This window comes from Paenibacillus sp., from assembly GCF_035645195.1.
In the GTDB taxonomy this organism is placed as follows: domain Bacteria; phylum Bacillota; class Bacilli; order Paenibacillales; family YIM-B00363; genus Paenibacillus_AE.
On sequence record NZ_DASQNA010000007.1, the window covers coordinates 175,687 to 201,488 of the forward strand.

Annotated in this window: 24 protein-coding genes; 8 read left to right on the forward strand and 16 right to left on the reverse strand. The window is 60.5% G+C overall.

The window, feature by feature from the left end; translation table 11 throughout:
• Window positions 1-155 precede the first annotated feature (155 nt).
• Window positions 156-1,046: a DUF2161 family putative PD-(D/E)XK-type phosphodiesterase gene (locus tag VE009_RS01910; protein WP_325005696.1), complete on the forward strand. Its 891-nt coding sequence runs from the start codon at window positions 156-158 to the stop codon at window positions 1,044-1,046.
• Between the two features lie 13 nt (window positions 1,047-1,059).
• On the opposite strand, the gene VE009_RS01915 is transcribed toward VE009_RS01910, so the two are convergent.
• The 4 genes from VE009_RS01915 to VE009_RS01930 all read right to left on the reverse strand — a co-directional run bounded on the left by VE009_RS01915 (window position 1,060) and on the right by VE009_RS01930 (window position 3,864).
• Window positions 1,060-1,320: a hypothetical protein gene (locus VE009_RS01915; RefSeq protein ID WP_325005697.1), complete on the reverse strand. Its 261-nt coding sequence runs from the start codon at window positions 1,318-1,320 to the stop codon at window positions 1,060-1,062.
• Between the two features lie 37 nt (window positions 1,321-1,357).
• Window positions 1,358-2,338 (reverse strand): NAD(P)/FAD-dependent oxidoreductase, encoded by a 981-nt coding sequence (locus tag VE009_RS01920; RefSeq protein WP_325005698.1) that lies wholly within the window; start codon window positions 2,336-2,338, stop codon window positions 1,358-1,360.
• 82 nt (window positions 2,339-2,420) lie between these two features.
• Complete coding sequence (locus tag VE009_RS01925; protein ID WP_325005699.1) at window positions 2,421-3,185, reverse strand: sulfite exporter TauE/SafE family protein; 765 nt, start codon at window positions 3,183-3,185, stop codon at window positions 2,421-2,423.
• Window positions 3,186-3,504: 319 nt separating this feature from the next.
• The gene (locus VE009_RS01930) at window positions 3,505-3,864 is read right to left on the reverse strand and encodes an MmcQ/YjbR family DNA-binding protein (RefSeq protein WP_325005700.1); all 360 of its coding nucleotides are present in this window, start codon (window positions 3,862-3,864) and stop codon (window positions 3,505-3,507) included.
• Between the two features lie 277 nt (window positions 3,865-4,141).
• Here VE009_RS01930 and VE009_RS01935 point away from each other — a divergent pair, with 277 nt between their 5' ends.
• Window positions 4,142-4,621: a cysteine dioxygenase family protein gene (locus VE009_RS01935; protein WP_325005701.1), complete on the forward strand. Its 480-nt coding sequence runs from the start codon at window positions 4,142-4,144 to the stop codon at window positions 4,619-4,621.
• A 28-nt stretch (window positions 4,622-4,649) separates the two neighbouring features.
• Here VE009_RS01935 and VE009_RS01940 read toward each other — a convergent pair whose 3' ends face one another.
• The 10 genes from VE009_RS01940 to VE009_RS01985 form a co-directional block, all read right to left on the reverse strand.
• Window positions 4,650-5,711, reverse strand: coding sequence for an ABC transporter ATP-binding protein (locus tag VE009_RS01940; RefSeq protein WP_325005702.1), 1,062 nt, complete (start codon window positions 5,709-5,711; stop codon window positions 4,650-4,652).
• A complete protein-coding gene (gene cysW / locus VE009_RS01945) occupies window positions 5,701-6,606 on the reverse strand; it encodes a sulfate ABC transporter permease subunit CysW (protein ID WP_325005703.1) in 906 nt (301 codons plus the stop codon). The genes VE009_RS01940 and cysW overlap by 11 nt, the downstream gene beginning before the upstream one ends.
• Before the next feature lie 12 nt (window positions 6,607-6,618).
• Window positions 6,619-7,455, reverse strand: a complete 837-nt coding sequence (gene cysT / locus VE009_RS01950; protein WP_325005704.1) for a sulfate ABC transporter permease subunit CysT — start codon at window positions 7,453-7,455, stop codon at window positions 6,619-6,621.
• Entirely contained in the window at window positions 7,445-7,633 is a 189-nt protein-coding gene (locus tag VE009_RS01955; protein WP_325005705.1) for a YezD family protein, read from the reverse strand. Before VE009_RS01955 ends, cysT begins: the two co-directional genes overlap by 11 nt.
• A 37-nt stretch (window positions 7,634-7,670) precedes the next feature.
• The gene (locus tag VE009_RS01960) at window positions 7,671-8,684 is read right to left on the reverse strand and encodes a sulfate ABC transporter substrate-binding protein (RefSeq protein ID WP_325005946.1); all 1,014 of its coding nucleotides are present in this window, start codon (window positions 8,682-8,684) and stop codon (window positions 7,671-7,673) included.
• 387 nt (window positions 8,685-9,071) lie between these two features.
• Window positions 9,072-9,677, reverse strand: coding sequence for a hypothetical protein (locus VE009_RS01965; protein WP_325005706.1), 606 nt, complete (start codon window positions 9,675-9,677; stop codon window positions 9,072-9,074).
• Between the two features lie 832 nt (window positions 9,678-10,509).
• Window positions 10,510-11,862 carry a sulfatase-like hydrolase/transferase gene (locus VE009_RS01970; protein ID WP_325005707.1) on the reverse strand — a complete coding sequence of 451 codons (1,353 nt, stop codon included), beginning with the start codon at window positions 11,860-11,862 and terminating at the stop codon, window positions 10,510-10,512.
• Window positions 11,863-11,890: 28 nt separating this feature from the next.
• On the reverse strand, window positions 11,891-12,730 hold the full coding sequence (locus VE009_RS01975) for a carbohydrate ABC transporter permease (RefSeq protein WP_325005708.1): 840 nt from the start codon (window positions 12,728-12,730) through the stop codon (window positions 11,891-11,893).
• A complete protein-coding gene (locus VE009_RS01980) occupies window positions 12,727-13,656 on the reverse strand; it encodes a sugar ABC transporter permease (RefSeq protein ID WP_325005709.1) in 930 nt (309 codons plus the stop codon). Before VE009_RS01980 ends, VE009_RS01975 begins: the two co-directional genes overlap by 4 nt.
• Before the next feature lie 38 nt (window positions 13,657-13,694).
• A complete protein-coding gene (locus VE009_RS01985) occupies window positions 13,695-15,041 on the reverse strand; it encodes an ABC transporter substrate-binding protein (RefSeq protein ID WP_325005710.1) in 1,347 nt (448 codons plus the stop codon).
• Window positions 15,042-15,296: 255 nt separating this feature from the next.
• Here VE009_RS01985 and VE009_RS01990 point away from each other — a divergent pair, with 255 nt between their 5' ends.
• Together VE009_RS01990 and VE009_RS01995 are read left to right on the forward strand one after the other, a co-directional pair.
• Window positions 15,297-16,055 (forward strand): response regulator transcription factor, encoded by a 759-nt coding sequence (locus tag VE009_RS01990; RefSeq protein WP_325005711.1) that lies wholly within the window; start codon window positions 15,297-15,299, stop codon window positions 16,053-16,055.
• Window positions 16,052-17,803, forward strand: a complete 1,752-nt coding sequence (locus tag VE009_RS01995; RefSeq protein WP_325005712.1) for a sensor histidine kinase — start codon at window positions 16,052-16,054, stop codon at window positions 17,801-17,803. The genes VE009_RS01990 and VE009_RS01995 overlap by 4 nt, the downstream gene beginning before the upstream one ends.
• A 46-nt stretch (window positions 17,804-17,849) precedes the next feature.
• Here the strand turns inward: VE009_RS01995 and VE009_RS02000 are convergent, their stop codons facing one another.
• Window positions 17,850-21,179, reverse strand: coding sequence for a DUF5107 domain-containing protein (locus tag VE009_RS02000; protein WP_325005713.1), 3,330 nt, complete (start codon window positions 21,177-21,179; stop codon window positions 17,850-17,852).
• Between the two features lie 207 nt (window positions 21,180-21,386).
• Here VE009_RS02000 and VE009_RS02005 point away from each other — a divergent pair, with 207 nt between their 5' ends.
• Window positions 21,387-22,280 (forward strand): AraC family transcriptional regulator, encoded by an 894-nt coding sequence (locus VE009_RS02005; RefSeq protein WP_325005714.1) that lies wholly within the window; start codon window positions 21,387-21,389, stop codon window positions 22,278-22,280.
• A 10-nt stretch (window positions 22,281-22,290) separates the two neighbouring features.
• On the opposite strand, the gene VE009_RS02010 is transcribed toward VE009_RS02005, so the two are convergent.
• Window positions 22,291-22,599 (reverse strand): hypothetical protein, encoded by a 309-nt coding sequence (locus VE009_RS02010; RefSeq protein ID WP_325005715.1) that lies wholly within the window; start codon window positions 22,597-22,599, stop codon window positions 22,291-22,293.
• A gap of 300 nt (window positions 22,600-22,899) precedes the next feature.
• Here VE009_RS02010 and VE009_RS02015 point away from each other — a divergent pair, with 300 nt between their 5' ends.
• The 3 genes from VE009_RS02015 (at window position 22,900) to VE009_RS02025 (ending at window position 25,709) form a co-directional block, all read left to right on the forward strand.
• On the forward strand, window positions 22,900-23,472 hold the full coding sequence (locus VE009_RS02015) for a DJ-1/PfpI family protein (protein WP_325005716.1): 573 nt from the start codon (window positions 22,900-22,902) through the stop codon (window positions 23,470-23,472).
• Window positions 23,473-23,620: 148 nt separating this feature from the next.
• A complete protein-coding gene (locus VE009_RS02020; RefSeq protein ID WP_325005717.1) occupies window positions 23,621-25,393 on the forward strand; it encodes a DUF5050 domain-containing protein in 1,773 nt (590 codons plus the stop codon).
• A 178-nt stretch (window positions 25,394-25,571) separates the two neighbouring features.
• Window positions 25,572-25,709 carry a DUF6254 family protein gene (locus VE009_RS02025; RefSeq protein WP_325005718.1) on the forward strand — a complete coding sequence of 46 codons (138 nt, stop codon included), beginning with the start codon at window positions 25,572-25,574 and terminating at the stop codon, window positions 25,707-25,709.
• Window positions 25,710-25,802: the final 93 nt, after the last annotated feature.

Sequence of the window (25,802 nt, forward strand, 5' to 3'; positions counted from 1 at the left end):
GGCATTCACTGTACCTTGGTTTTTCGTGCGTAATTCAGTCTATGCGCCCACAGGGCAAACCTTGACCTGAAAATTCGTACAAATTTCGGGGAACCCGCGCGGGGAGGCATGCTATAATACGGGGACAAACAAGGCTCGGAAGGAAGAAGTCAGGTATGGGGAAAAAGGTTCTCGCGGAATCTGGAGCTGCGGCGGGAGACAAGGTACGGAAGGCGAAGGCGGGAACGGATGCGGCGGAGGAAGCGAGACAGACCGCGAAGCCGAAGCGAGCCAAGAAAGCGGCGGAGCTGAGATTGGAAGCGGAGCCCGAGTCCGAGAAGGCGGGGCGCCGCGCGAAGGCGGAGACGGAGCTGTACGCCCCCGTGAAGCGATGGCTCGAAGCCCGCGGGTACGAGGTGCGGGGCGAGGTGCGGGGCTGCGACGTCGTGGCGGTGCGCGAAGGCGAGCCGTGGCCGGTCGTCGTAGAGCTGAAGAAGCGCTTCAACCTGTCGCTGTTCCTGCAGGCGGTCGAGCGGCGCGCGACGACGCCGCATGTGTACGTCGCCGCGGAACGGTCGGACCGGAAGAACGCGTTCGCCCTCTCCGAGCTGCGGCGGCTGTGCGAGCTGATCGGCGTCGGCCTGTTGACGGTAAGGCTGTACAAGCGCAAGCCCGCCCTCGTCGAGCTGCACTGCGAGCCCGCGGCCGGCGCGGCCGCGATCGCCCCGCGCGCGCCCGGACGCCGCACGGCGAAGCTGCTGGACGAGTTCCGCGAGCGCTCGGGCGACTACAACGCCGGAGGCGCGACGGGGCGCAAGCTCGTCACCGCCTACAGAGAAAAAGCGCTCCGCTGCGCGGAAGCGCTTCATGTTCACGGGCCGCTGGCGCCGCGTCAGGTGCGCGACCTGATCGCGAGCGACATGGCCCAGTCGATTTTGCGGCGGAACGTGTACGGCTGGTTCCGCCGCGAGCGCCGCGGCATCTACGCCGTCACGCCGGCCGGCGTCGCGGCGCTCGAGCAGTTCGCGGACGTGCTGCGAGGCGCCGCCGCGCGCGCGGAGCCGTAATCGGCCTCGTGGATTACGTGTACGGGTACGGCCCGCGCGGAATGCTGTCCCGCTCGAAATCCGGATCGCTCTCGTCGCCGGTCTCGAGGTCGGTCAGCTTGCGCTTGTCTTTCTCGTTGAGCGCCATCGAGCGGAGCGCCTCCTTGCCGGCGACTCCTTCGTTCCGGGACACGACGTTGCGGCCGCCCGGACCTTGGTCGTCGAGCGCTATTTCTGTGCCGCTCATCCGATTCATTTCATTCTCTTCGTGCGTCACCTTCGCGTCGTTCTTCATGATCTGCGATTCAACCTCCTGTCATGTGCCTGCCGGCTTAGGGTTTGCCCGCCATCGCCAAGCTATGCGCCGAGGCGGGGGCGGGCGCAGACGCTTCCTTCTCCTGCTTGAGCAGCCATTTGTGCATCCAAATCGCCGCCTGCTGCCCTTCCCCCATCGCGATCGTCAGCTGCTCGGAATGAACGCCCACGTCTCCCGCCGCCCATACGCCGGGCACGCTCGTCATTTTCGTGCGCGGATCGGTAATGATATGCTGGTTCTCCATCCGTTCGACGCCGAGCTGGCGCGCCAAATCGGTCCGCACGTCGTTGCCGCCGAACGCGATGAAGCCGCGCTCGCCGGCAAGCTCGACGCCGCCCGCGAGCCGCACGCCCTTGAAGCGCCCTTCCGCTTCGTCCCCTTCGACGAGCACCCGCTCGATCGGGCCGTCGCATCGGTCGACCCGATGTTCGCGCAGCTTGCGGTCCAGCCCTTCCGACACCGGCTTGCCGTCGTGGTTCACATACACCAAATCGTCGCAGAAATACGTGAGCGCCGCCGCCATCGACGCGCCCGCGTCGCCGGAGCCGAGCACGATCGTGCGCTTGCCGCGCGTTTCGATGCCGTCGCAATCGGGGCAAATGAACACGCTGAGCCCAAGACACGGCCGAAGTCCCTCTAGCTGCGGGAATCGGTCCTTCACCCCCGTCGCGAGCAGCAGCGTCTTGCCTTCGTACGCCGTCGGCAAGCTGTTCTCCGTCTCGCACCGCACGAGGAACCCGCCCGGCATCCGCCCCGCCTCGGTTACGTCCCCGCGCAGAAACTCGACGCCGTACCCGATCGCCTGCCGGCGCCCCAGCTCGCGCAGCTCTTCGCCGCTCACGCCGTCCGGGTAGCCGAGCACGTTGCGGTATCTGCGGCACATCGCCGACCGCCCGTCGCCCCGGTCGATGACGAGCGTCTTCCGCCGGTACCGGCCGAGCTGTATGGACGCCTGCAGGCCGGCGATGCCGCCGCCGACGATGATGCAATCGTACATAATAAAAACACCCCTCTCGCCGATCCGCCGCGCCTGTCCGGCGCGGCCTCGTTCCGATTAGGGTGTCCCTATCCAATCGATCTTATATCAGTTTGATGCCGCTGAGCAGAATGATCGTCGCGACGACCGCGCGGAGCGGCTTCGACGGCACCTTCGCGCTGAGCGCACTCCCGAGCAGCACGCCCGGAATGGAGCCGATCAACAAATTGAACGCCAGCATATAATCGACGTTGCCCATACCCGCATGCAGCGCACCCGCCACCGTGACGAGGAAGAACGCGTGGACGATATCGGTGCCGACGACCTCGGACGACTTCATCCGGAACAAATAGATGAGCGCGATGGCGAACAGCGAGCCGGAACCGACCGACGTCAGCCCGACGATAAACCCGAGCGCGAAGCCGATCGCGATCGTGATCCACCGTTTTTTCTCGAACGGCATCGTCTGCCATTTGTTTTCCTTCTCCGACTTCCATCCGAATAGACGGAGCAAAATCGCCGCGGCGACGACGACCAGCATGATGCCGAGCGCCGTTTTCATAATATGCTCCTGATTGTCGAAGAACTGGTCGAACAGCTTCAGCAAGCCGACCGCGACGATCGCCCCGGGAATGCTGCCGGCGGCGAGATGCGCGACGATTCTCCATTGAACCGTATGCTGCCGCCAGTGTTGAAAACCGCCGAATAATTTCGTAATCGAGTTATAAAATAAGTCCGTCCCGACCGCCACCGACGTGGGAATGCCGATCCACACGAGAACCGGCGTCAGCAGCGCCGCCCCTCCGACGCCGGTGAGACCGACTAGAAAGCCTACGCACAAACCGATGATCGCTGTCGTGATATCCATGGTTTCACCCGCTCTATCTTAATCCCTAGTATATTAATAGGAATTATAAGATTAATAAGCCCGTCTTGTAAAGCGAAAAGTTTTCACAGAACGGTCGTTTCCCTTTTCCGCGCTATGGGGTTATAATGTAGGGCATAGAGATTCTCAGAAGGAGGTCCGAGCCGTGTCTTTCTCCATGGTTTTCTGGATCGTGATGCTGGTCCTTACGATGTTTTTGGTTACGATCTTCACCTCGTCTTATAATGACGATAAGACGAAGGGATTATAAGCGTCATCAGTGAAAAAGACGGTTCCGAGGGCTGCCCCTCGAACCGTCTTTTTACTTTGCTTCTTCCTCGAACGCAAGCCGCTCCCGCTTCGGCATCGATTTCAACACGAGCGCGTACGAATGATCGATCATCCAGCAGAGGTCCTTCTCCGGCACCGAGCCGTCGACGACGACCGTGTTCCAATGGGCTTTGTTTAAGTGGTACCCCGGCTTCACCGCTTCGAATTCTTGCCGCAGCATGATCGCCGTGTCCGGGTCGCATTTCAGCGAAATGTGGACGGGATCGCTCCCCGACACGAGGGCGAACATCTTCGCGCCCACCTTCATGACGAGCGGCTCCGGGCCGAACGGATAATCCTCCCTCGCCCCGCGCTTGTCCATGCAATAGCTTACGATCGATTCCCGATTCATCGGTTGTCCCCCGATAAAATATTTTTGGAACAATGTTCCTCCCCGTCCTGCTCTTCCCTTATTGTAGCCCGGGCGGTTCCCGGGGCGCAACGGCGGCTTTCCTCCGGTCTGACACTTACCCTTGGGCGAACGCCCGGTTTTCACGACATTCGCCGCCGCCGCGCAGCGGCGCGTCTTCGGACAAGGCCGGAACCTCCCGGCGTCCGGCGCAATACGTATGGTACATAACGACCTGCCGGCGGTCGGTTGACTATAGGTGCATCGGGAGGAACGGGGTATGGATTTGCGGGAATGGATTTCTGCACGGTTTCAGGAGGAGAAGACATTCACCGTCGAGCGGATTCGCTCCGCGCTGAAGGACCTTCAAGACGCCGCGGCGCTCACGCAGCCGCATATCGAGCCGCCGGGGCGGTACCCTTACGGCCGAGCGGTCGTCTATGCGGACGACCGGTTCGAAGCGATCGTCATTCATCTGCCGCCGGGAGCGGCTACGGCCGTGCACGATCACGGCGCGTCCGTCGGCTGCGCGATCGTCGCGGAGGGGCGCCTGACGAACGTGCTGTATCGCTGCGGCGACGACGGGAGGCTGAAGCGGACGTGGGCGGAGGCGATCTCGCCCGGGGAGTGTATGCCGTCTCCGGCGGGCGTCATCCATCGGATGCGCAACGACGGAGAGACGCGCGCCGTTTCCCTGCATGTGTACGCGCCGCCGCTCGGGGCGATGAACCGATACGAGAGCGCCGATGAACAGGAATGAGGCTGCCGGACGGCAGCCTCGTTCTTCTTTATATATACACCGGCATCGGATCGACCTTCATGCCGTTCTCGACGACGACGCAGCGTCCTTCCGAGAACGTATAGATGCGGTGAACGAGCGTCCATACTTCGTCGCCGGGGGAGAGCGGCGCGTGTTCGGCAGAGCGGTACGTCGTCACGATGCCCGCCTCCAGCTCGATGTCCACCTGCCAATGTTTCCCTCGGAAATATACGTTCCGGACGACGCCGCGCTCCGCCGCATGCGGATGCGTGTGCGCGGTCCCGGTGCCGACGATTTCGACGAATTCCGGCCGCACGACGGCTTTCGCCGACGCCCCCACCTCTTCGAAGCCCTTGAGCGCCGCAGGCTGCTCGAGCACGTTCGTCTCGCCGACGAAGCCCGCGACGAACGGCGTGCGGGGCTGCCGGTAAATTTCGATCGGCGTTCCCTGCTGTTCGATGCGCCCGCCGCTCACGATCAAGATTTCGTCGGCCACCTCGACCGCTTCCTCCTGATCGTGCGTCACGAAAATCGTCGTGATGCCGACCTTGCGGATCATCTCCTTCAGCCACGTCCGCAGCTCCTTGCGGATTTTCGCGTCGATCGCGGCGAACGGCTCGTCGAGCAGGAGCAGCTCCGGCTCCGGCGCCAGCGCCCGCGCGAAGGCGACGCGCTGCCGCTGCCCGCCCGACAGCTGATGCGGGTACCGCTTCTCGAGGCCGGCGAGACCCGTCAGCTCGACGAGCTCCGTTACCCGGCGGCGGATGTCCGCCTTGGAACGCTTCTGCACCTGCAGGCCGAACGCGATGTTATCGAACACGTTCATATGACGGAACAGCGCGTAGTTTTGGAACACGAAGCCGATGCCCCTCTTCTGGGGCGGCACGTCGTTCACGCGCCGGCCGTCGAACCAGATGTCGCCGGCGTCCGGCGTCTCTAGCCCCGCCAGCATGCGGAGAATCGTCGTCTTCCCGCCGCCGCTCGGCCCGAGGAAGCCGACGAGCCGCCCGTCGCGGATGTCGAACGTTACGCCCTTCGACGCCTCGAAGCCGCCGAACCGTTTGGTCAGTCCTTCTACCTTAATGTGCATGCGATTCGTCCCCCTTGTTTCCTCTCTCGAGTTCCCGCCGATGCTTCCATTCCAACGCGCTCTTCGCTAGAAGCGTGGCGAGCGCGAGCAGCACGAGCAGCGACGACGCCGCGAAGGAAGCCGTAAACTGATATTCGTTGTACAAAATTTCGATATGGAGCGGCAGCGTGTTCGTCTGCCCCCGAATATGGCCGGAGACGACGGAGACGGCGCCGAACTCGCCCATCGCGCGGGCGTTGCACAAAATAATGCCGTATAACAAGCCCCATTTGATATTCGGGAGCGTAATGTTCCAAAAGATGCGCCACCCGCTCGCGCCCATGCTGGCGGCGGCCTCCTCTTCGCCGCTTCCCTGCGCCTGCATGACGGGGATCAGCTCCCGCGCGACGAACGGGAACGTGACGAACATCGTCGCCAGCACGATGCCGGGCAAGGCGAAGATGATTTTCACGTCGTGCGCCGCAAGCCACGGCCCGAGCAGCCCTTGCGCGCCGAAGAGCAGCACGAACACGAGACCGGATATGACGGGCGACACCGCGAACGGCAAATCGATCAGCGTGACGAGCAGCTGCTTGCCTTTGAATTGAAATTTCGTGATCGCCCAGGCGGCCGCCACGCCGAACGCGGTGTTCAGCGGCACGGCGATCGCCGCCGTCGTCAGCGTCAGCCGAACGGCCGAGCGCGCGTCCTCGTCGACGATCGATTGGAGGTACACCTCGAACCCTTTCGCGAGCGATTCCGCGATGACGACGATCAGGGGAAGCACCAGCACGACGGCCAAAAACAGCAGCGCGATCCCGATCAAGAGCCATCGCACGAATTTAGGCTCCGTCAAGTGCGGCGGCCGCGCCTCCAGCGAGACGCCGCCGCCGGCGTTAGATACGTATCCGCCCATTGCTGATTCCTCCTAACTGGATGTAAACCGGCGGTGGCTGCGCCACTGCAGGAAGTTGATGAGCAGCAGCAGCACGAACGAGACGACCAGCATGAGCAGCGCGATCGCCGTCGCGCCAGCGTAGTCGTATTGCTCCAGCTTCGTCATGATGAGCAGCGGCACGATTTCCGTCTTCATCGGCATGTTGCCGGAGATGAACACGACGGAGCCGTATTCGCCGATCGCTCGCGAGAAAGCGAGCGCGAAGCCGGTAATGAGCGGCGGCAGCAGCTCGGGGAACAGCACCTTGCGGAACGTCGTCCACCGCTTCGCGCCAAGGCTCGCCGCCGCCTCCTCGACCGCGCCGTCCAGCTCCAGCAGCACCGGCTGGACGGTCCGGACGACGAACGGCAGCCCGATGAAGATAAGCGCGGTCGTGATGCCGAGCGGCGTGAACGCGATTTTAATGCCGTACGGCTCCAGCCAGCGGCCGATCCAGCCGTTCTGCGAATAAATCGCGGTCAGCGCGATGCCGGCGACGGCGGTCGGCAGGGCGAACGGCAAGTCGATCAGACCGTCGACGAACCGCTTGCCGGGGAACGTGTACCGCGTCAGCACCCAGGCGACCAAGAAGCCGAAGACGACGTTGACGGCGGCCGCGGCGAACGAGGCGCCGAGCGTGACGCGGAACGACGCCAGCACCCTCGCGTCGGTGATCGTCTCCCACAGCCCCGCCCAGCCGGCGCTCGCCGCTTTCAGCGCTACGGCGGACAGGGGAATCAAAACGATCACGCTGAGATATATTACCGTAATACCCATCGTCATCCCGAAGCCGGGTAAAATGCTTTTTTGCACGAGATTATTTTTCAAGAGTCCCTTCTCCTCCAGTCGGTCTGGCGGGATTGTCGAATCGGCGTTTTTCCGTTCGTTCGATTTGCACGATTTTTCCGTCGTGTATCGTAATGTGGACGCTGCCGTATTTGATTCCGGATAAGCTTTCCGCGATGCGCCGCAGCCACGCCGCATCGATCCCGTTCGTTTTGCTCAACAGTAGCTCCCTCCAAGCGTCGATATTTCAAACGCCGTCACGGCTGATAAATTTGGTCGAATACGCCGCCGTCGGCGAAAAACTTCGCCTGCGCCGATGTCCAGCCTCCGAACGCTTCGTCGACCGTAAGGAGGCGGATCTCCGGGAATTGGTCTTTATATTTCTCCGCCACGGACGCAAGGCGCGGCCGGTAATAGTTTTTCGCGGCGATTTCTTGGCCTTCTTCGGAATACAAGTATTCGAGATACGCCTTCGCGACTTCGGAAGTGCCCCGCTTTTCGGCAACCTTGTCGACGACCGCCACCGGCGGCTCTGCCAGGATGCTGAGCGACGGCACGACGATTTCGAACTTGTCGGGTCCCAGCTCGTTGATCGACAGGAACGCTTCGTTCTCCCAGGCGAGCAGCACGTCGCCGATGCCGCGTTCGACGAACGTCGTCGTCGAGGCGCGGGCGCCGGAGTCGAGCACGGGCACGTTTTGGATCAGCTTTTTTACGAACTCCATCGCTTTCGCTTCGTCGCCCCCGTGCTGCTCGAGCGCGTAACCCCACGCCGCAAGGAAGTTCCAGCGCGCGCCGCCCGACGTTTTCGGATTCGGCGTAATGACCTCCACGTCGTCGCGAACGAGATCGTTCCAATCCTTGATACCCTTCGGATTGCCTTGGCGGACGAGGAATACGATCGTGGACGTGTACGGCGAACTGTTATCCGCAAGCCGCTCCTGCCACCCTTCCGCGATCAAGCCCGCTCCTTGGATCGCGTCGATGTCGTACGCGAGCGCCAGCGTCACGACGTCCGCCTCTAGCCCGTCGATGACGGAACGCCCCTGCTTGCCGGAGCCGCCGTGCGATTGGTTGATCTTCACCTTCTGGCCCGTCTCCGCCTCCCAATGCTTCGCGAACGCCGCGTTATACTCTTCGTACAGCTCGCGCGTCGGGTCGTACGATACGTTCAGCAGCTCGACCGCCTTGGCCGCCGTTCGGGACGCCCCCGGCTGCGCCGCGTCGGTCGACGTCGCCGCCGTTCCTCCGCCGCAAGCCGTCGCCAGCATCGCCGCCGCGGCCAGCGCGCTTATGAGCAAGCAGACTCGTTTCGGTCGATTCGTTTGTTGATTCTTTTGTTGATTCGTTTGATTTGTCTGATTCATGCGTTCCATGCGTTCCCCCACCTTACTTGATAAGTTCGTTATATTGGGTGTCTCCGGTGGTCCGGTTGCTTTTCCCATAATCCCGATGCGCATAGTCGGGTTTGTGGAATGAATCGTATCACCGCCGATTTTGTACTGTCAATACGCGGCAAACATGTTGTCAGAATGAATAGAAAGTGACGTTTTCGACGCCGGCTTCGTCGGTTTCCCGGGGAACGCCGCCGCGCTTTGCGGTCAAAATGAAAAGAAGACCGCAGCGTTAAACGCCGCGGTCTCGCAGGATTTGATGTGTTACTGGTCGAGCGTTAGGAATGAAACGATGGTTTCCGATTGTTCGAATTTGTCTCGAATCAGTTGTTCGATTTCTTCCGTCGTATGGCTTTCGTTCATATGACTAGGGTATACAAATATGTTGCTAAGGTTCAGGTCATGGTTAGACGCCGGTTGACCGAGCCTTCCGTAACTGGGGACTCCAATCAGAAAATCCCCCAACAATGTCTCCAGTGCAGCCATTCGCTCGGATTCCGCCGCTTCAAGGAAAGAAGGCAGTCGATTCACCGTTTCATGCAGATTTCCTTCAATACGCTTCAGTAGGCTTGCTTGCTCCTCCCCATAATAATCCGCTAGGTAAAAGAAAACCTCCTCTCGGATCCGATCGTACAATTTGCTTTCGTTATGACTGATGGTAAAGCCCTTTAATAAAACGGCTGCCTCGTCGACTCGATCCTCTTCCAAATAAGATTTCGCCCGCGTTAACACTTCAGCGTAATGATCAATTCTCCCCGACCACAATGCATATTCTTGACTCTTATCGACAGGCTCGGGAGACTCCGGCGGCTGCTGGCAGCCGAGCAACCACACGAGAACCAGTATGACTGCAATACCTTTGCTTCTCATATCATATCAATACCCCTGAACAGTACTCCCTCTCCATTTCGCTTAAAAGCAATCCGTCTCCTGCTCCTCCTATCCACGATTTCTGCACATCACCAACATTATCCACATAATTATCCACTGATTGTCTATAACATTCTCCTTGGAAACCCGAATCTTAAACAAGATGTTCACATATCCACAGGACGACTTATCAACATTTGTCCGATCTGCGTAGGTTATCCCCAGACCGCTGCCGCGGCGGCAAGCTCAACCCCGTCTCACCGACTCCCGGCGAACCAACATGGTTCCCATCTTGCGCGGCGAGACCGCCTCTCACCGACTCCGAGCAGCCCAACACGGGTAGGGTCTACCCTTGTTTTGGGAAGACCCTGCTCATAATTAGTGTACACCCTTCCCATCTTGCGCGGCCGACCGCCTCTCACCGACTCCGAGCAGCCCAACAAGAGAAGGGTCTTCCCTTGTTTTGGGAAGACCCTTCTCATAATTAGTGTACACCCTTCCCATCTTGCGCGGCCAACCGCCTCTCACCGATTCCGAGCAGCCCAACATGGGTAGGGTCTACCCTTGTTTTGGGAAGACCCTGCTCATAATTAGTGTATACCCTTCCCATCTTGCGCGGCCGACCGCCTCTCACCGACTCCGAGCAGCCCAACATGAGAAGGGTCTTCCCTTCTTTTGGGAAGACCCTTCTCATAATTAGCGTACACCCTTCCCATCTTCACCGGGAGGTCCACGCCCGGCGGCGTTGGAATCGCAGCGGCGCGGGCGGACCGGCGCGGCTGGTCGAAACGCGCGGCGCTGCCGCCGGTGCGGCGCGCGCCCCGGACGGCACCTACTCGTGCGCCTCCTCCGGCGCCGCCTTGCGCTGCGCGGCTGTGCGCGGCGGCGCCGACTCGATGACCGGCGCGCGCTCGCCCGCCGCGACCATGCGCGCGACGAGCCGCTCGCGCAGCCGGTCGGCGACATGCCGATGCGACGCGGCGCCCGCGAGGTTCGTCAGCTCGTACGGGTCCGCGTGCAGGTCGTACAAATACTCCTCCACGTATCGATCCGCCCCCGGGTCCCGCAGCGGGTCGGCGTCCGGCGCCGTGACGCCGTACTTCCACCGCTTCGTGCGGACGGCGCGGCCGACCTGCGACTCGCTGATCTGCACGAACACGTCGTCCGGCCACTCGGCCGCCTCCCGCCGCACGAGCGGCGCGATCGAGCGCCCCTGCATATGCTCCGGCGCGCCGAGCCCGGCGGCATCCAACAGCGTCGGCGGGAAATCGACAAGGCTGACGAGCTCGCGAATCGTGCCGCCGCCCGTGAAGCAGCCGCCGTACAGCGCGGCCGGCACGCGGATCGAGCTCTCGTGGCACGAGCGCTTGTACTCGTCGTTCCGCGTCTTGAAATGCGAGCCGTGATCCGACGTAAACAGAATAATCGTATCCTCCGACAGCCCGAGGCTCTTGAGCGCGTCGGTCACCCGCCCGAGCGCCTCGTCGAGCCGCTTCACCATGCCGTAGTAGCCGCCGAGCTGCTGATGCGCCGTGCCGCCGAGCGCGGCGAGATCCGGCGGCACCCAGCGGGACGTGTACATGTCCCGATAGACGTCCGGCGCCGGGTAGTCGTCGCGGCGATTTTGGTGATGCGGCTCGAGGTACGACAGGAACAGGAAGAACGGTCGGTCCTTCCGCTCGTCGATGTACCGGATCGCCGCATCCGTCATCGCGTCCACCCGATAACCCGGCAGCTTTACCGGTGCGCCAGCATTGTCGAACAGCACCGTGTCATACGCGTCCGACGTATGCTCGAGCGCGTCCGCGGCGAGCCAATAGCGGTAGCCGCCCCGCAGCCGCTCCGGCACCGGCTCGGTGCGCGTCACGGCGAGATGCCATTTGCCGATATACCCCGTATCATAGCCCGCTTCGTTAAAATAATGGGCCATCGTCGGCAGCTCCTCGCGCAGCGGGATGCCGTTCGTGAAGCAGCCGGTTTCGGTCGCGTACAGCCCCGTCTGCAGGCACGACCGCGCCGGCCCGCACACCGGCTGGCACGTGAACGCATACTCGAGATGCGTGCCGTACTTCGCCAACCGGTCGAAATTCGGCGTTAACCCCAGCGGGTTGCCGTGCACCCCGGTCGTGTCCCAGCGCTGCTGGTCCGTAAAAAAGACGATCACATTCGGCTGACGACGCGTCATCGCAGCCACCTCCTCCTCCGCGTCCGAATTACCCCTTCAGCCCCGTCGTGGAGATCCCTTCCACGAAATGCTTCTGCGCCAGGAAGAAGACGACGATGCAAGGCACGATCGTAACGACCGACATCGCCATCACCTGGTTCCAGTTCACGGCGCCTTCGTTATCCAGCACCATGCGCAGGCCGAGCGATACGGTAAATTTCGTGACGCTGTTGATATAAATCAAGGCGTTGAAAAACTCGTTCCACGTCCAAATGAACTGGAATATGCACACCGACACGATCGCCGGCACCGACAGCGGCGCGAGCACGCGCACCAAAATGCTGAAGGAATTGCAGCCGTCGATCACCGCCGCTTCGTCCAAATCCCGCGGAATGCCGCGGAAAAACTGAACGAGCAGAAACACGAAGAACGCGTTGACGGCGAGCAGCGCCGGAACATAGAACGGCCAATACGAGTTCAGCCAGCCGAAGTCCCGGAACAAGATGTACCGCGGAATCATGACGACCGCGTCCGGCAGCATGAGCGTCGAAATCATCAGCACGAAGAACAGCCGCTTGAACGGGAAGTTGAACCGGGCGAAGCCGTACGCGACGACGACGCTGGAGAGCGCCGTCAAGACGACGACCGGCACGACCATGACGAACGTGTTCAGGAAAAACCTCCCGAAGCTGCTCCGCCCGACGCCCTGCCAGCCGCGCGCGTACGAGTCCCACACGAACTCGGACGGCCACAGCCCGATCGACGAAAATACCTCCGTATTCGGCTTCACCGAAGCGAAACCGAGCCACAGCAGCGGGTAAATGAACACGATGCCGAATACGCTCAAAAACAAGGCGGTCCATACGTTTCTCGAAAGTCCGATCGTCATTTGCCGTCCCCCCCGTCCTCGTAGTGCGTCCATCGATCGGAGGTTTTAAACAGAAGCATCGTAAACGCCAAAATGATCAAGAACAAAATCCAGGACAGCGCGGAGGCGTACCCCATTTTGAAAAATTGGAACGCGTTGTCGTACAGCATGAGTCCGTACAAATACGTCGATTTCATCGGGCCGCCGTCCGTAATGACGAAGGCTGCCGTAAACTGCTGGAACGCGTTGATCGTCTGCATGATCAGGTTGAACAGCACGATCGGCGTCAGCAGCGGGAACGTCACATTGAAGAAAATGCGCACGCGGGACGCGCCGTCCACCCTCGCGGCTTCGTACAGCTCCTTCGGCACCTGCTTCAGTCCGGCGAGGAACAGCACCATCGAAGAGCCGAACTCCCAGACCGGCAGCAGCGTGATCGTAAACAGCGCCAGCTCCGGATCGCCGAGCCAATTAAGCGGCGGGATGCCGACCTTCGCGAGCGCCGCGTTGACGAGCCCTTCCCGCATGAACAGAAACCGCCACAGCACCGAAACCGCGATGCTGCCTCCCAGGATGGAAGGCAGATAATATACGGTTCGGAAGAAGTTGATGCCGCGCATGTTCACATTGAGCACCATGGCGACGAGCAGCGCGAAGGCGAGCTTCAGCGGGACGGCCATAACGACGTACAGGAACGTGACTTTCAGCGATTTATAAAACAGCGGGTCGTTCGTAAAAATGTCGATATAGTTTTTCAGGCCGACGAACCGGGCTTCCTGCACCATGCTGTAATCGGTGAAAGAGTAGTACAAGGAAGCCAGGAACGGGTACAGCGTCAGGACGAGGAAGCCGACGATCCACGGGCTGATGTACGCGAGACCGATCCAGCCCTTGCGGTCGCTCCGTTTCCTCGTCGTCCGGGTCATCGCAGCGGCTTGCTGAGTCATATGGCACCCCCACCCTATCTATGTCTTGAAAAATTCGCTTACTGAATGTCCTTCAGCTTCGCCGTCACCCGCTTCACGATTTCAGCGGCGCCCTGCTCCGGCGTCATCGCGCCGAAGGCGACCTGCTCCATGATGTCGATCGAAATTTGCGCAAGCTCCTGATTGTTGCTAAGCGCGTTGACCGGATTGCCCGGACGCTGCAGCGCGATTTCGACCGCCTGCTGCGTCGTCGCGTCGATCAGCCCTTTGTCCGCCAGCGCCTGGGCGTTCGCCGCGGCGGCAGGCACGCTGTACACGTCTTTCAAAATTTCGGCCGCCGCCGGATCGGTCAGCAGCCAGCTCGCGAACTTCGCCGCCTCCTCCGGATGCGCCGTCTTCTTGTTGATGGCGAGCGGGTTGCTCGGGTTGACGAGCACGGCAGACGTTTTCGCGTCGGCCGGAATCGGGAACATGGCGACGCCGATGTCCGGAACATGCGTTTTCACCTTCGCCATCGCGGATGCCAGCGTAAACATCATGCCGATGTTGCCGTTTTGCCACTGCAGGTTTTCCGTCACGTCCGGATACAAGCTGCTCTCTTCCACCGGCTGCAGTACGCCGTCGTCGAGCAGCTTTTTGTAGTAAGCCAACGCGTCTGCGACCGCCGCTTCGTCGAAGCCGAGCGTCTTGTCCTCGTTGATCCATTGGTTGCCCGTCTTCTGGTTGACGTACGGCTGCAGGAAGCCGCGGTAATCGAACATGCCGAGCAAATACGCGTTCGGATCCTGCTCGTGCACCTTTTTGCCGATTTCATGAATTTTCGCCCAGTCCCACACCGTATCTTCCGGAATGCCGAATTTCTCGAAGAAAGCGCGGTTGTACGCGATCGTCATGCCGTTGACGCCCATCGGCAGACCGACCAGCTCGCCGCCGTGCACGACATATTGCTCTAGGAACGCTTGGTCGAAGGCCGCCAAATTGATGTGATCCTTCAACGTATACAAGTCCATGACCAAGTCGCCCTTCACCGCGATCTCGTTGATCCAGTCGACGGACAGCGGCGTCAGGTCCGGGCCGGTGCCCCCCGCGAACTGCGTGACGAGCTTTTGGTAATACCCTTCGAACCCGCTGTACTCCGGCTCGATCGTGACGTGCGGGTTCAACTCCATATATTTGTCGATCGCCGCGAGCAGCGCTTTATGCCGCACCTCCGAGCCCCACCATGCGAAGCGGAGCGTCGCCTTCTCCTTCTCCGCCGCCGCCGGTTCGCTGCCTTGCGCGCTTCCCGACGCGTCGCCCTGCGCGGGCGCCTCCGCCGCCGGCTGCCCGGACGAGCAGGCCGCGAACACAAGCGCAAGCGCGCCGATCAAGCACAAAAGAATTCCCCGTCGAAGTTGTCGTTTCATTGTTGTTCCTCCCTTTTTTCGTGTTCCTTGGTTGCTTCTCTTTCTGCCCTCGTTCATCATAAGCTTTGTAAGCGTTTACCCAAAGGCATCTCGTTTAGGATTTACGGATGCGGATCTGTCTAGTTTGCGAAAAAAGGTATCCTCATTTAACAATGGCGCAAATGCGGCGTATTTTTCTAAAATGCGGCGTCTATACTTCCCACCCGAAAGCAAGTATGCTAAACTCGAAGCCACTTCGAGAGGAGGACTGCTTCCATGTATAAACTCTTATTAGTAGACGACGAAGTAGAAATCCGAAACGGGCTGTCGCAATATTTTCCGTGGAGCGAGATCGGATTCGAGCTGGTCGGTCAATGCGAGAACGGGAAAAAAGCGCTCGACTTCATGGCGGAGAAGCCGGTCGACGTCGTGCTGTGCGACATCATGATGCCGGTGTTGAACGGCCTCGAGGTCGCGAAGTCGCTGTACGAGACCAAAAGTCCTGTGAAAATCATTTTCTTAAGCGGTTACAAAGACTTCGAATACGCCAAACAGGCGCTGGAATACGACGTGAAAGGCTACATCGTGAAGCCGACGAAATACGACGAACTGTACGCCGTCTTCTCGAAGCTGAAGCTCGAGCTGGACGAACAGCGGCGGACCGCCGAGCCGGAAGAAGCCGACGGAGCGCCTTACGCGCAAAAGGTGATCGCCGCCGTCAAAGCGTACGCCGAACGGCATTATCAGGACGCGACGCTCGAAGAGGCCGCGGCCCGCGTGCATATGAATCCGTTTTACCTCAGCAAATATTTCAAAGAGAAGACCGGGCAAAACTTCTCCGATTATATCGTATCGCTGCGCATGACGAAAGCGGCCGAGCTGCTGATGGACATTCGCTACAAGACCTATGAAGTGAGCGAGCTGGTCGGCTACAGCCATGCGAAGAACTTCACCCGGACGTTCAAAAAGTTTCACGGCGTCAGCCCGCGCGATTATCGCAACCGGCACATCCCCTCCGCCGAGGCGCATCCATGAGGAAGCAGTTTTTCCTCAAAAATTTGATGCTGTTCCTCGTCCCGCTGCTCATTCCGACGATCGTGCTCGGCAGCCTCGCCGTCACGTTCACGAATCGGTACGTCGAGGGCGAAATCGAGCGGAACAACGGCATGCTGTTCCAGCAAATCGATCGCGCGATGGAAACCGTCATGAACGAAATGACGTCGCTGAGCGTCGCCTTCGCGACCCCGGAGCTGCTGTACAGCCTGGAGGAAATTCTCCGCACCCAGACGCTGACGCTCGACCATCTCCGGCTCATGAAATCGACGATCCAGTATATCAACGCGCCGGTGAACGCGAGACCGTATATCGAGTCGATTTACGTATACGTGTATAACGATCACGGTCAGTTTTTGGCGAGCGGCACCGGTCTTGCGAAGTTCGATCAGTTCCACGACGTCGCCTGGAGGGACAGCTTCGAGCGGAACCGCGCCGAAACCGGCATCTGGACGGAGTCCCGATTGATTCGCCGCTATTCGTTCGAGGAGCCGATTCGGGTGACGACCGTATACAAAAATTTATACTCCTCCGTGCACCATCGACCGTACGGCGTTCTCGTGCTGAACGTCTACAACGAGTACATCGAAAAGCAGCTGCGCAACATGGAGCTGTACGATGAGCATACGATTTTGGTGCTCGACCCGCACGGGCGTCTGCTGTTCCGCAACCGGGAGGGCGCCATCGTGCCGGAGGCGCAGACCGCGGCGTTCGCGTCCGGCACGGCGGCGTTCCGCCTGACGTCGAACGGCCGCTCGTACGCCGTCGACCGAATGACATCCGCTCCGTTCGGCTGGCGGTACGTCTCCGTCGCGCCGGAGGAAGAGCTGCGGCAAGTCCCGTCGCGCCTCAGCCGGTATACGCTGCTGCTCATCGTCGTGTCGTTCGCCGTCGGCGTGGCGCTGACGTTCCTGCTGACCCGCAGCAACGTGAACCGGATCCGGAAGATGATCTCGATCATCAAATCCGCCGAACGGGGACAGCCTTTGCCTGAAACCGCGCCGCTGCGCACCAACAACGAGTACGACTTTATCACGCAAAAAATCATCATGAACTTCATCGAGCAAAACTATTTGAAAATCCAGCTGTCCGAGAAAAAGTACAAGCTCCAAGCGGCGGAATGGACGGCGCTGCAGGCGCAGATCAATCCGCATTTCCTGTTCAACACGCTGGAGACGATTTACTGGAAGGTGCTCGCGCTGACCGGCAAGCCGAACGAGGCGAACCGGATGCTGGAGCATCTGTCGGACCTGCTGAAATATTCGCTCGACCGGCCGAACCGAATCGTGCCGCTCGAGAAAGAAATTCGCCATACGATGAACTACGTTCATATCCAAACGGCCCGGTACAAGGACAAATTCGACGTCGTCTGGGATTACGATCCGGACGACTGCGTCTACGGTGTGCCGAAGCTGCTGCTGCAGCCGCTCGTCGAGAACGCGATCTACCACGGCATCAAGGAAAAGGACGGCCCGTGCGCGCTCAAGGTCAAGGTGTCGCGCCTTCCCGAAGGGCTGCGCATCGCGGTTATCGACAACGGCGTCGGCATGACGGCGGAGCGGCTCGCGGAGGTGCGGGACATGCTGCGCGCGGACGGGGAGCCCGGCGGCCATATCGGCATCGTCAACACCGACAAGCGGATCAAGCTGCTGTACGGCGAAGCGTACGGCATCCGCATCCAAAGCAAGCGCGGCCGCGGCACCGTCGTGTCGCTGCTCGTCCCGGTATAAAGCGAGAGGGAGGCCCCGTTCGACACGGGCGCCTCCCTTATTGGTGTTACCGGTGAAACCGCGCGCCTTGATGCGACGGCTCGAGCTCCAGCACTTTACGATACTGCTCTCCGGCATCGGCCTTCCGGCCGAGCCCGGCGTAGCCGAGCGCCAGCATGAAGCGGCAGTGGATTTCGTTCTTCCGATCCAAGTTTTCGTCGAAGACGAGGAAGTCCGGCAGCGATACCGCGAAATAATCGATGGCGAGGCTTTGGAACAAATGGCGCTCCCCGTAGTCGACCAGCTTGTTGAATTTGCCTTTCGCCCGCTCCGTTTCCCCGAGCTTCCCCAGCGCCAGCCCTTGGTAGTAAATCATCTCCGGCGGCTGATCGTTGTAATACATCGCGCTCGTCGGCTCGTCGAGTCCGACCGCGGCGGCGCTCCACGCTTGCCGCGCCTTCTCGAGATCGCCCATCCCCTCGTACGCGGCGCCGAGCCAGTAGTGGATATGGTTTTCCTGCGCCCCCGCCAGCTTGCCTTCCCCGAGATTGTCCGGGTAGACGAACGCCCGCTCCAGCAGCACCGCCGCTTCCGCATGCTTCCCGCCGCGGATGCCGGCTTTCGCCAGTTCGACAAGCGCGAGCACGTACTGAGACGTCACCTTGCCTTCGCCTCCCTCCCACGGATGGAAGCGGCGCGACAGCAGCATCGCCAGCGCCTCCTCATGGCGCGACGCCGTGTTGTGCAGCTTGACGAATTCGGTAAACAAGTCGTCTCGCCGTTCGACGACGGGGCGGTATTGATCTAGGAAGGCGAGCCGCTCCTCCGGCGAGCGGCCGATTTTTTGGTACAGCTGGTCGAGCTCGAACAAGACGCGCGCGTCTTCCGCGTTCAGCGCGAACGCTCGCTCCAGCGCCGCCCGCGCCCGTTCCGCTTCGCCGAGCTTATTGTAGTACGCAAGCGCTAAGTTGCGGTGCACGGTCGGGAAGGCGTCGTTCAGCCGCGCCGACGCTTCCCACAGCGCGATCGCCTCCTCGGCTCGGCCTTTGTCGTACAGCAGATTGCCCAGGTAATACCGCGCTTTCGCGTCGTCCGCGTCTGCGTTCGCGGCCCGCTCCAGCACGACGACATCGGTGAGCGCGTTCGGGAAGCAGTAATCCGGCGGCGCCGCTTGGGCAGCCTTGTAGTCGGCGGCTTCCCCTGCCGCATCGTTCGCTTGGCCGGCCGCGTAACCCCGGTAATACAGCGTCATTGGATAGATGCCCGCCGGCCCTTCCGGCGCCAGGTCCATCAGGCGAATCGTTTCGTCGTAGAGGCCCGCCGACAGCAGCTGCTGCGCCAGCGCCAGATAGTTGAACACGTCGCCGCGCAGCAGCGACTCGAACTGCGCCCGGCGCTCCGCCGCCAGCCGTTCGTCGCCCGCCGCCTCCGCCAGCAGCAGCCGCTCGAACCGCGATCCGAAGTCGCCGATGTCGATCGTCTGCGCCGCCTCCGCCTCTCGCTCCGCCTCCGCGCGGCGCCCGAGCTTCCGCAGCGCCGCCGTCTTCAGGTTGCGCGCGAGCGGGTTGCGGTAGTTGCGCATGAGGGAGCGTTCGACGTGCTCGAGCGCCGTCTCCCAGCGCCCCGCCATCGCGTCGAGCTGCGCGAGCAGGAAGTACCCCTTGTCCTGCCAGGCCCCGGACCACACCGACTTGTACGCGGCGGCGTACGCTTCCTCCAGGCGGCCCTGGTATTTCAACGCCAGCGCCAAGTTGAAGTGCGGCTCCCCGTCGTACGGGTTCGGATTGTGCCGCGTCGCCGTGCGCACCGCTTCGCGGAAGCGGCTCTCCGCCTCGGCGAACCGCCCCCTGCGCAGCAGCAGCAAGCCGTACGCGTTGTTGATCCTTATGTCGCCCGGATCGCGCTTCAGCCCCTCAAGGTAGTACGGCTCCGGGCTGCGGGTCGCGTGGCGGTACTGCTCCAAATGCAGCCCCGCAAGGTACAGCGCCTCGTTGTTCGGCAGCGCCTCCGGCGCATCGATCGGCTTCGCCGATTCCGGGATCGGCTCGACGTCCGGCTTCTTCGGCGTATACGATACCAACGCGCGCCCGTCTCTGTCGTACACCGTCAGCGTGAAGCGATGCGCCTCGAGCCCGCCCGGAACGTCGATCTCCCGCTCGAACGTCCGCTCCGGCGACAGCGCGGCGCGCTCGTCGATCCACGTTCGGTCCTCCGTGCGGAGCACGATGCGCGCATCGTCCTGCACGCCGGTCGCGTACGCTTTGCAGATCGCCTTGCCGTCCTGCAGCTCGAAATAGACCGCCGCGTCGATCGTCGCGTTTTTGACCTGACCCAATTTTTTATAAGGCATGAAGTATTGCTTGAACGTCTTCTCCTCGTACGGCTGCAGCCATGTGAAATCGGGCTGATTGTCGGTGTACACCCCGGTCATCAGCTCGATGTACGGCCCGTCCTCTTCGGTCAGGTTGCGATCCCACGCCCGGCCGAAATCGCCGTGGCCCCACGTCCACTGCTTCTTCCCGGGCGCGATATGGTGGTTCGCCACGTGCAGAATGCCCGCTTCCTTGCCGTAATCGTAGCCGCCGACGAAGTCGAAGTCGGACTTGTACGCCATATACGACGTCGGCACGGGAATGTTCTTATAGCGGGAAATGTCCACGCCGGCCGAATAATCGACCTTGTAATACGTGCCCGTCGCGATCGGGAACCGGCTGACGTCCCGCTTCCCGTGGTCGAACACCGCGTTCACGTCGGGCGGGAAGATCGACTGCGTCTCGTCGTTGACGGCGACGGCCGGATTCGCCCACCAGAGGAACGTCTGCGGCTGCTCCGTCCGGTTGAACAGCTGCCCCCGGATTTCGAGATACGCTTTGCCCGGGTACAACGTGAAGCCGGCCATCCCCTTCGTGCCGTACATGCGGTCGACCTCGCTGATCCATACCGTCGCGCTGCCGTCGTCGTTTTCCGCGATCGCGCACTCCGTCGGCCCGAATGTGTTCGGCCGGTGATGCTGCGGCCAGTTGAACTCGATGCCGCCCGAAATCCACGGCCCCGTCAGCCCGACGAGCGCCGGCTTGATTACGCGGTTGTAATAGACGAAGTCGTACCCGTTCGTCTTGTCCAGCGCGCGGTAAATGCGGCCGCCGAGCTCCGGCATGATTTGGATCTGCACATATTCGTTCTCGAGGAACACGATGCGGTAGCTCTTCGGCCGCTTCTCGTCCTCGATGCTGTCGATGACGGGAAGCGGGTACACTTTGCCGGAGCTGCCTTGGTATACGCGTTTCTCCAGAAACATCGGGTTTTTGTCCGGCTTGCCGACCTCGTACGTCGGGATGTCGACCTTCTCTTCCCATACGCTCACGCGGGCGGCGGCTTTCACGTTCGTATCGCTCATGCGAGATGACCCCTTTTCCGTTGCGGTAATGTTGGAGGTTTCTCCGTTTAGCTTCACTTTACCGAGGGGAGAGGCGGTTTCCAATTGACGATCTGCGGTTTATAATGGACGATATTCTGATTTATACAAATCACCATGACATCAGTACTGTGCAACATTATATCGTTTTGCATCATATTCGGATTTTTGAGGGGATGGCGAAGGCGAATGGAGGACACGCGGGGCATACCGGAAGGGTTTGCGCAGCAGCGGCTTTATTTGCTGCCCGATTATACGGCGGAGGCGCTGTCGCGGCATCCGTTGACGCGAGGGGCGTACGTGTCCGACATCGGCGTCTTCCCGAAGGCGCGGCGCCATTACCGGGAGCGGCGGGAAGGCAGCGATGCGCACATCGTCATCTATTGCGCGGACGGCCGCGGCTGGGTGCGCAGCGGCGGCGGTCCGCACATGGCGGTCGGGCCGCGCCAGCTCGTCGTGCTCCCCCCGGCGGCGCCGCATGCGTACGGGGCGGACGCGGACGATCCGTGGAGCATCTACTGGTTCCACTTGAAGGGCGATGAAGCCGGCGCCCTGCTCGCGGAATTTCGGCTGCTGGACCGGACCGTCCAGCTGCCCGCCGCCGACGCCGACCGATTTCTGGAACGGTTTCAGGACATCTACGAAACGTTGACGGAGAAATCGTATTCGATGGCGCACCACGTGTACGTGTCCCAAGCGCTGCGGTTCGCGATCGCCGCGATCGGGGCCATACAGGGCCGCACGCGGCGCGAGGAGAGGACGAGCGCCTATTTGGAGACGGCGATCGCCGTCATGAAGGACCGGCTCGACGGCAGGCTGACGCTGCGGGAGCTGGCGGAGAAGACGCGGCTGTCGCCGCAGCATTTGAACCAACTGTTCAAGGAGGAAACCGGCTTCCCGCCGGTAGAATATTACTTACGGCTCAAAATGCGCCGCGCATCCGAGCTGCTCGACGTCACGACGCTCGGCATCAAAGAAATCGCCGCAGCCGTCGGCATCGCCGATCCGTACTACTTCTCCCGGCTGTTCAAGCGAACGACCGGCGAAGCGCCGAGCGAGTACCGAAAGCGGCCGAAGGGGTGAATCGCGGCTCTCACCCCTCCGTCAAGTCGGCCCTCAGTTCGCTGGCGATTTCGATCATTTTCGGAATGACGGCTTCGTTGGTAACGGCTACATACAAATCCCCCATGTAATGTCGGAAAGGAATTTGCGCCTCGCCGTGGCTCCACATGAAGAAATCGCCCTCGATCGTCATCGTGCTGGCCGGCCCTTTCACGGTATACGACGGCGCATACGCAAAATCGGGCTTAGCCGCGAAATATCGCTTGGCTTCCTCCAAAGAGATCGCCAGATCCGGGTTTTCCTCTTGGAACGACCTTGTAATTCGAAACCGCTGACTCATTCGTAACGCCTCCATGTTCCTGTTCACGTTTTTCGGAAATTGTTCCCTCGTTCGGACGGGCCCATACACTTCCATAATGGTTCAACGTCATCGGACGAAATTCCTTTTCGTCGGCAGAATCATCCGGATCGCCCCCTTCCATCCCGTGCAGAAATAGGTCTCAAGGCCGACGCTCCAACAGTCCGAAAGGACGATTCTCAAAATATCGCCCGCATGGTAACATTTTCCTGGGTCATGCACCTAAGTCAGAACGGAATGTTTGAACGCTCGGCACAGCACTTTAATTAGGAGAGTGATTGCATGTCGAAGAAAATTCTCATTCTGACCGGCGACGCGGCGGAAGTATTAGAGGTCTACTACCCCTACTTCCGGATTCAAGAGGAAGGGTACGAACCGGTCATCGCCGCGCCGTCCAAGAAAACGCTCCACACGGTCGCCCACGATTTCGTGGAAGGCTGGGAGACGTACACCGAGAAGCCTGCGCATCTGCTGCCAGCTCATATCGCGTTCGCGGACGTGGAGCCGTCGGAATACGCCGGCGTCGTCATTCCCGGCGGGCGCGCGCCGGAGTACATCCGCTCGAACGAGCATCTGCCCCGGATCCTTCGGCATTTCCTCGAGGAAGACAAGCCGGTCGGAGCCATCTGCCATGCGGTGCAGGTGTTCGCCGCGCTTCAGGATGCTTCCTATTTCGAAGGACGCACGATGACCGCATACAACGCATGCCGCCTCGATGTCGAACGGCTGGGCGCGCAATACGCGGAAGGAACGCTGCATGTCGACGGCCGACTCGTCACCGGCCATGCATGGCCCGATCTGCCAGGCTTTATGCGCGAGTTTCTGCGGCTTGTGAAGTCGCCGGTGACCGCTTAGTTCATGCTCAGGAGGGTTACCCGTTTCGGGTAACCCTTTTATTTTTGCGGCGCCGATGTTTTGGGTTTCCTTCTCGCGAAACTATTCGGGACTCTTCCCCGTCTAATCATAGCAAGCGCAGCCCACTGGGAAGGAATGAATTTTTTATATGAAAAAGCTCTTATCGGCTCTCCTCGTAAGCGCCTGTCTCGTCGGCGGCGCTTCATCCGCCGTCGCGCAGGATGCGCCCGGCAAGCTTCCGCTGGACGAAGCGTTCGATCGTTTGGTGATCGTGCCGTTCGATTTTCACGGGAAGGTGTTCGTCAGCGGCGAGAAAACCGATATTCTCGAACCGTACGACATGGTGCAAAAGGACGGACGCGTGTTGGTCCCGATTCGGCTGATGGGGTACCTCGCGTCGGAAGTCGACCGCGGAGGCGGCTACTGGGAAGTGCGGTGGGATCAGCAGCGTCCGAACGACGTCGTGTTAGTGAATCACGGCTCGGGCAAGACGATCCGGTTTACGGTGAACAGCCGGACGATGGTCGTCAACGGCGAACCGGTCGCGATGGACGTAGCGCCGCAGAAGGTGGACGGCCGCATCGTCCTGCCGCTCAGAAGCGCAGCCGAGGCGCTGGACAAGAAGATCGATTGGCTCGACGGACTTATTTTGCTCGGCGACGTATCGGTGGATTTGCAGCACCCGCAAACGACGGCGGTCAAAAGCCCGATCAAGACGCAGCTGACCGACGCCCGGAAGCCGAAGGATGACGCGACGCCGCTCAACCCGATTGCGAGGTACGGGAACGCCACCTATTATACGAAAATCACCTATCGCGACAACGGCGTAACCGAGGAGTTGTACCGGAAACCGGACGGGCAGAAGGAAACCAAAGTTCAGGTGCCGGGAACGCCGGCATTCAGCAACGCCCAAGTCATTGGGGATGAGCTTTACTACGTAACGGCGACGAACGATGGCTATGAGCTTCAAGCGCTGCGCTTCGCGGATCGATCCTCCCGCAAGATCGTCGCGCTGGAGCAATGGAGCCCGGCGGACGGTTGGCTGGCCGGCGTGATGAAGCTCGATAACGAATTGTACGTCAACCTGCACTACGGCGATTTGACGATGGGCGCGGAGAGGCTGTACAAGGTGGAACAGGGCGCCCTGAAGGAAGTGTTAGGAGCCAAGCAGATCGTTGATTTAACGAAAGACGGAGAACATATCTATTTTGCCGATTTTCGATTTATGGGCATGGCGGCGGACAATTTGTACCGGTTGAATGCGGCAACAGGCGAAAAATCGCTCGTCGGCGAGGAAGGCTTCGTGTACGGCATTTACCGGGACGTCCGGGACGACGGCGTTAGCTACGGAGCCAGCGGGCCACTATACGTAAAAGACGGCTACTTGTACACGCTGGGATTCAAGGAAGACGACCTGCGGGATCGCGGCGCGGTGTACCGCATCGATCCCGAGAGCGGGTCGCAGGTCGAACTGACCTCGCCGGCGAAGCAGTTTTGGATCGTGGACGACCGCATCTTCTATATCGATGCCGATACGGGACATTTGAAGCAGGTCGGCTTGGACGGGACCGGCGATCGGACGCTGGCGGCGCGGAAGGTGGGTTCTGTCCAGATTTTTAACGGGAACCTCTACTATTTGACCGTCACGGGCGGAAGGTTCTCCCACGTCGGGGAACTCTACAAATACAATATCGCCGGCGGGCAAGAAACGAAGCTGAGCGACAAGCCGGCAAGTTCGTTTTATGCAGGAACCACCGGCTTATATTATGTGTCCAGAGGTTATGAGCCGGGGTTGTACAAGATCGATGCGAACGGCCGCAATGTCGCCCTGGTCAACGATGACATCGCCCAGGCGCAAATGACCGATGCGGGGATGATGTACACGTTGGTGTACAAGGAAGGAGTATTCGCTGCGAAATAAACGCCAAATCGCCGCGATCGTTGCTTTGGTTGCTTTTGTTGACCCAGACACGCTTGAGGCGATAGCGAACGGAGATTCGGAGCTGCAGCTGCCGTAGGTGAATATTATCCGTGGGAGCGTATCATCATATGTGGATGGAAATCCGACAATTTCCAAATAACAATGAAAGGAGTATCTTATGACCAGATCCAAACAGACAAAAATCAATGAAGTGAGAAGCCGGAAAGAAGCCCAAAACCCGCATGGTCCCATTAAATCTCTTGAAGAGCTTTCGAACGAATACGACAGGGAGCACAGCGGACAAAAATCTAAGTAGATGAATAATGAAGCAGACCGCTTGGTTGCCTTCAAAGGCTCTGCGGTCTGCTTTTGCAGGTAAGCTAAAAATACACCCCGGGATGGAGCGGCA